This window comes from Bacillus sp. SIMBA_008 (genome assembly GCF_046535495.1).
Lineage (GTDB): Bacteria > Bacillota > Bacilli > Bacillales > Bacillaceae > Bacillus > Bacillus subtilis.
Window position 1 is genome coordinate 1 of the sequence record NZ_JAWRWL010001054.1, and the last position, 245, is coordinate 245.

At 72.2% G+C, this 245-nt stretch carries 1 protein-coding gene; it reads right to left on the bottom strand.

Annotation, left to right across the window (positions count from 1 at the left end):
- The coding region (locus SB658_RS26640) for a formyltransferase family protein (RefSeq protein ID WP_410603505.1) at window positions 1-199 on the bottom strand (199 nt) is incomplete at its 3' end.
- Between the last annotated feature and the right edge of the window lie 46 nt (window positions 200-245).

Sequence of the window (245 nt, forward strand, 5' to 3'; positions counted from 1 at the left end):
CGTTCGCGATTGCGTCGACCACCTCCGCGGTCAGCTCCGCACCGTCGCGGGCCAGGGTCTCGAGTGCCTGCTCGGCGGTCGCGGTCGGCGCGACCACGATCGTGCGCATGGCGAACACGTCGCCCGCATCGAGCTCCGGGACGAGCTGGAACACGCTCGCTCCGAGCTCGCGGTCACCGGCGATCAGCGCACGCTGCACCGGCGCGGCTCCTCGCCAGGCGGGCAGCAGGGAGAAGTGCAGGTTG